The organism is Caballeronia sp., from assembly GCF_028292365.1.
In the GTDB taxonomy this organism is placed as follows: Bacteria; Pseudomonadota; Gammaproteobacteria; order Burkholderiales; family Burkholderiaceae; genus Caballeronia.
Genome location: NZ_JAQGMM010000670.1, coordinates 1 through 4,978 on the forward strand (window position 1 = coordinate 1; position 4,978 = coordinate 4,978).

The 4,978-nt window shown below is 58.9% G+C and carries 3 protein-coding genes and 1 tRNA gene; 1 reads left to right on the forward strand and 3 read right to left on the reverse strand.

Annotated elements, in window-relative coordinates:
- Window positions 1–1,321 precede the first annotated feature (1,321 nt).
- The 3 genes from JWR14_RS38260 to JWR14_RS38270 all read right to left on the reverse strand — a co-directional run bounded on the left by JWR14_RS38260 (window position 1,322) and on the right by JWR14_RS38270 (window position 4,387).
- A tRNA-Ser gene (locus tag JWR14_RS38260) sits at window positions 1,322–1,411 on the reverse strand.
- A gap of 178 nt (window positions 1,412–1,589) precedes the next feature.
- A complete protein-coding gene (serS, locus tag JWR14_RS38265; protein ID WP_299720005.1) occupies window positions 1,590–2,888 on the reverse strand; it encodes a serine--tRNA ligase in 1,299 nt (432 codons plus the stop codon).
- A gap of 185 nt (window positions 2,889–3,073) precedes the next feature.
- Window positions 3,074–4,387: a replication-associated recombination protein A gene (locus JWR14_RS38270; protein ID WP_299720007.1), complete on the reverse strand. Its 1,314-nt coding sequence runs from the start codon at window positions 4,385–4,387 to the stop codon at window positions 3,074–3,076.
- Between the two features lie 260 nt (window positions 4,388–4,647).
- On the opposite strand from JWR14_RS38270, the gene JWR14_RS38275 reads away from it, so the two are divergent.
- The coding region (locus tag JWR14_RS38275) for a cytosine permease (protein WP_299720009.1) at window positions 4,648–4,978 on the forward strand (331 nt) is incomplete at its 3' end.

Consider the following 4,978-nt stretch of genomic DNA (forward strand, 5'->3'; position numbering starts at 1 on the left):
GTTCATTGAGCCGGGATGCTGAATAATTTCACGAATTTATATTCAACGCCAACGCTGCCGTGGAGACGCGCATTAGGTCAGGTTCCAGTCATACCTAAACGTGTGTAATGCATGATCGTGTTGAATGGCATCCGACCTTGAGATCCACGCCGTAGTCCTTAAGGGTGGTTGAACCGTAGTAGAAGTCCGCAAACGCTTCTGCGCCAATCACAAACTGCTTTACATCGAATCATAGCCTGCGTTCAGGCCGGGGGAAGTCGTGGCACGGGACTTGACGTTGGCGATGCCCGACGCGTCAGACCAACTTTCTCGACTGCGACACCGGCGTAGGGACTGGCGAACTCGTTTGCTTGAGCGTACGAAATGCCGGTCAGGGGATGACCAGTGCAGCAAAAAACTTCGTTGGATTGAAAAGCAACGCTAATTGCCACGTTCGTGCACATTCATTGTTAATAAGATTCACGGCATTTCTTTAAGATGAATTTTGCAACAAAGCGAAAGATTGGATTTCAAGGACGGGCGCGACCACTCGGAGCGCTCTTGGTTATATTTGTGACGTTATTATTTGTCGACTTTTGATTCGCAAGCGTCTCACGGGAAGAAAGGTTGCGATGGTCTTGTGATCAATTCGCAGCACGATCAATCCCACGCCTACGCGATTAACTCAACAGAATGAAACGAATTAACGAATTAAACCGAATACTGATACAACGGCGATCCCAATTAGGCTGAATAAGCGAATTCACGTTCTCGTTTCACAAAACGGTTCGACTTTGCCCGGATGTGCCCCGTCGCGGCCGTGACTGCCATCGGATTCTCACAACGGAAGTGCACGCATGAACCACCTCGCTCTCTACCTCCGCGGCAGCTTGCTGGCCACAGCAGTGACTGCCGGATGGCTTTGCTCCGCAGCAAACGCCCAGACTACCCAACCGGTCACGCCGCCCGCCGACAATCCCCTCTCGCTGTCCGTGACGCCTGTTCACGTGTATCGATCGCCCTCGATTACAGGGACGTCGCAGCCGGCGACCGCCCCAATGCCCGCATCTGGTGCCGATGACTGGTCAACCCGGCCGACGCCAAGTATTGAGAAACCTGACAATTGGGCCTGCCGGACATCGAATAATCTGTCGCGAAGCTCGGCCGGCAGGAATCCTGATGGCAAATCGACCTTCGACATAGAACGTTTGCTGCCGAAGTGCTGAGCGTGGAGCGCCGCGGGTGAAATTGATAGTTCAGTCGCGCACCCTACGAGACGTTCCTGCGGCAGTAGAACGGCAAAACCCCCGCTGATCTTTCGATCAGCGGGGGTTTTTGAATTTGGCGGAAAGGGTGAGATTCGAACTCACGGTACGCCTAAACGTACACTGGATTTCGAGTCCAGCGCATTCGACCACTCTGCCACCTTTCCATTTACTGCAACCGCTTTGCTGCTTGTTGCTTACTTCGTTACTGCTCTTTTGCGGCCTTCGCTGAGCGGGTCGATGCTCAGCGAAGAGAAAGATTATAGACGACTCGGAATCGATTTCCAACCCCTTTTCGTGAGCCGGTTACAACACACCGACTCACGGCGCCACTCAGTCCGCCGCTCATTCCGCTTTCGGCACTTCCAGTTTTTCGACACCCCGCATGTACGGCCGCAAAACCGCCGGCACCGTCACCGATCCATCGGCGTTCTGGAAGTTCTCAAGCACCGCAACGAGCGTGCGCCCTACCGCCAGTCCCGAGCCATTCAATGTATGAACAAATTCGGGCTTGCCCTGCGCATTGCGGAACCGCGCCTGCATCCGGCGAGCCTGGAACGCTTCGGTGTTCGAACAGCTCGAGATTTCGCGATAGGTGTTCTGCGCCGGCAGCCAGACCTCCAGGTCGAATGTCTTCGACGCTGAAAATCCCATGTCGCCAGTGCACAGCGTAATCACGCGGTACGGCAGTTCAAGCTTCTGCAAAATCGCTTCGGCGTGTCCGACCATTTCGTCGAGTGTGTCGTACGATTTTTCCGGCGACACAACCTGCACCATTTCCACCTTATCGAACTGATGCTGGCGGATCAGGCCACGCGTATCGCGACCGTATGAGCCTGCTTCAGAGCGGAAGCAGGGTGAATGCGCCGTGAGCCTCACCGGCAGCGCAGAGGCTTCGAGAATGCTCTCCCGCACCGTGTTCGTCAGCGAAATCTCGGAGGTCGAAATCAGGTATTGCGTGACCGTGTTTTCTTCGCCGCCCTTCTCCACCCGAAACATGTCGTCCGCGAATTTGGGCAACTGTCCCGTGCCGACCAAAATTTCCGGATTCACGATATACGGCGTGTACGCCTCCGTATAGCCGTGCTGCTCGGTATGGGTGTCGATCATGAACTGCGCAAGCGCGCGATGCAGCCGCGCGATCTGCCCGCGCAACAGCGTGAACCGCGCGCCGGAGAGCTTGGCGCCGGTCTCGAAGTCAAGGCCGAGCGGCGCACCAACATCGACGTGATCCTGCACCTCGAAATCGAACGAACGCGGGGTGCCCCAGCGGCGCAGCTCGACGTTTTCCGTCTCGTCCCGGCCAACCGGCACGCTTTCGTGCGGCAGGTTCGGTACGCCAAGCATCAGGTCGGCGAGGCGTTTCTGGATGTCGTCGAGTTGCGCCGACGACGCCTTCATGGTGTCGCCAATTCCGCCTACTTCCGCCATCACCGCAGCCGTGTCTTCGCCACGGCCCTTCATTGCACCGATCTGCTTCGACAACGTGTTGCGACGCATCTGCAGTTCTTCGGTCCGCGTCTGGATCTCGCGACGTTCGGTTTCAAGTGCCGCGAAAGCCGCGACGTCGAGGGTGTAGCCGCGTTGGGCCAGGCGCTGGGCGACAGCGTCGGGGTCTTTGCGCAGAAGTTGAATGTCGAGCATGGCAGGGCCGGTTCTTAGTAGGTGCGAATCCGCGATTTTAGCTCAGCACCGAAGGGTTATTGGCGCGCGATGGCCACGTTAGCCGTCGGGCATGGCGTTCAACGCGTTTTCCGTTGCAGAAAAACCTGTCTTGAAATTGCTTGCGGCGCCATTCATCAACAATGTCTGCTTCAGAGCGCCCGAGATCATTTTTTCCCAGTCTTATTCTCACGCCGCCATTGCGCGTCCATCTCGGCCAGCCTTGCCATCTTCTCGCCGATCTTGCCTTCCAACCCGCGCGGCGTCGGCTCGTACCAGTGCGGATCGCGCATGCCGTCCGGCAAATACGTTTCCCCTGCCGCAAACGCGTCGGGTTCATCGTGGGCATAACGGTATTCATGCCCGTAGCCCAGCTCCTTCATCAGCTTCGTCGGCGCGTTGCGCAAGTGCACCGGCACCCCGCGCGACTGATCCTTGCCGACAAACTGCCGCGCCTCGTTATAGGCCTTGTAGCCGGCGTTCGATTTCGGCGCGACCGCCAGATAAATCAGCGCCTGCGCCAACGCCAGTTCGCCCTCTGGCGTACCCAGCCGTTCATAGGTTTCGGCGGCATCGAGCGCAATCCGGCCCGCGCGAGGATCGGCGAGACCGATGTCTTCCCATGCCATGCGCACGATGCGCCGCGCCAGATACCGCGGGTCAGCGCCGCCATCGAGCATTCGACAAAACCAGTAAAGCGTCGCGTCCGGATTACTGCCGCGCACCGACTTGTGCAACGCGCTGATCTGGTCGTAGAACGCGTCGCCGCCTTTATCGAAACGACGCAAATTCTCGGCGAGCGCGCTGCCCAGCAACGCCCCGTCGATATGCGTCGACTTCTGCTGCGCCGCCGCCCGCGCGACAATCTCGAGATTGTTGAGGAGCTTGCGGCCGTCGCCGTCGGCGGAACCGATCAGCGCGTCGCGGGCATCATCGGTAAACGTGAGGCCGCCCAGTTCGCCCTGCGCGCGGTCCAGCAACTCGGTCAGTTCGCTCGCTTCGAGGCTTTTCAGCACGTAAACGGCCGCTCGCGACAGCAACGCGCTATTCACCTCAAACGATGGATTCTCGGTCGTCGCGCCCACGAACACGAACAAGCCCGACTCCACGTGCGGCAAGAACGCGTCTTGCTGGCTCTTGTTGAATCGATGCACCTCGTCAACGAACACCAGCGTCTGATGTCCGTTCGCCCGATGAATCTGCGCCAGTTCGACCGCCTCGCGAATGTCCTTCACACCCGACAACACTGCCGACAGAGAGATGAATTCAGCATGAAACGCCGCTGCCATCAAGCGTGCGAGCGTCGTCTTGCCAACGCCCGGCGGCCCCCAGAGGATCATGGAATGCGCTTCGCCGGACTCGAATGCGACACGCAGCGGCTTGCTGGCGCCAAGCAGGTGTTTCTGGCCGATAACCTCGTCGATAGTGCGAGGACGCAGACGCTCGGCAAGCGGAACATTGGCACGGTTTTCTTCGAACATGGCGCTCTGGAGGGTTTCCAAATAGGTCTGGTAGATCTGGGTAGTGCAGTTCGGGTAAAGACAGCGATAATCGTGCGCTTTTCGAGACGGACGCCGCTGCTGCTTCAAAATGGACGTTTCACCTCGAAAAAACGCGAATCGAGCCGCAATGGGTGATTATGACAGCCGCGGACGAACCGAAGAAACGCGCATGAACCGGGCCAAGCCCTACAGATAAGGACGAAACGCGAATGGGACAAGGGAATACTTCGGAGAACACGATGGTTACGTCGGGCGAAACCGGCGCATCGACTTACGCGCCGCTTCTGCCGGTCCCCGCCGCGCGCCGTGCGTTTGGCACATCGGACGCCTTCGCGCTGTGGTTTTCACTCGGCATCGGCTTGCTGGTGGCGCAGGCCGGCGCGCTGCTCGTGCCGGGCATGTCGCTGCCGCATGCGCTTGCGGCCATCGTGACCGGCACGGTGATCGGCGTGGTCTTGCTGGCGCTCGCGGGCGTGATCGGCACGGACACGGGCCTCGCGGCCATGTCGTCGTTACGCCCGACGCTCGGGACTCGCGGCGCGTCCGTGCCGGCGGTCCTCAACGCGGTGC

Excerpts from the sequence above, each read along its gene's own strand:
- serS (WP_299720005.1), bottom strand. The coding sequence starts at position 2,888 with ATGCTCGACATTCAACTTCTGCGCAAAGACCCCGACGCTGTCGCCCAG.
- JWR14_RS38270 (WP_299720007.1), bottom strand. The coding sequence starts at position 4,387 with ATGTTCGAAGAAAACCGTGCCAATGTTCCGCTTGCCGAGCGTCTGCGT.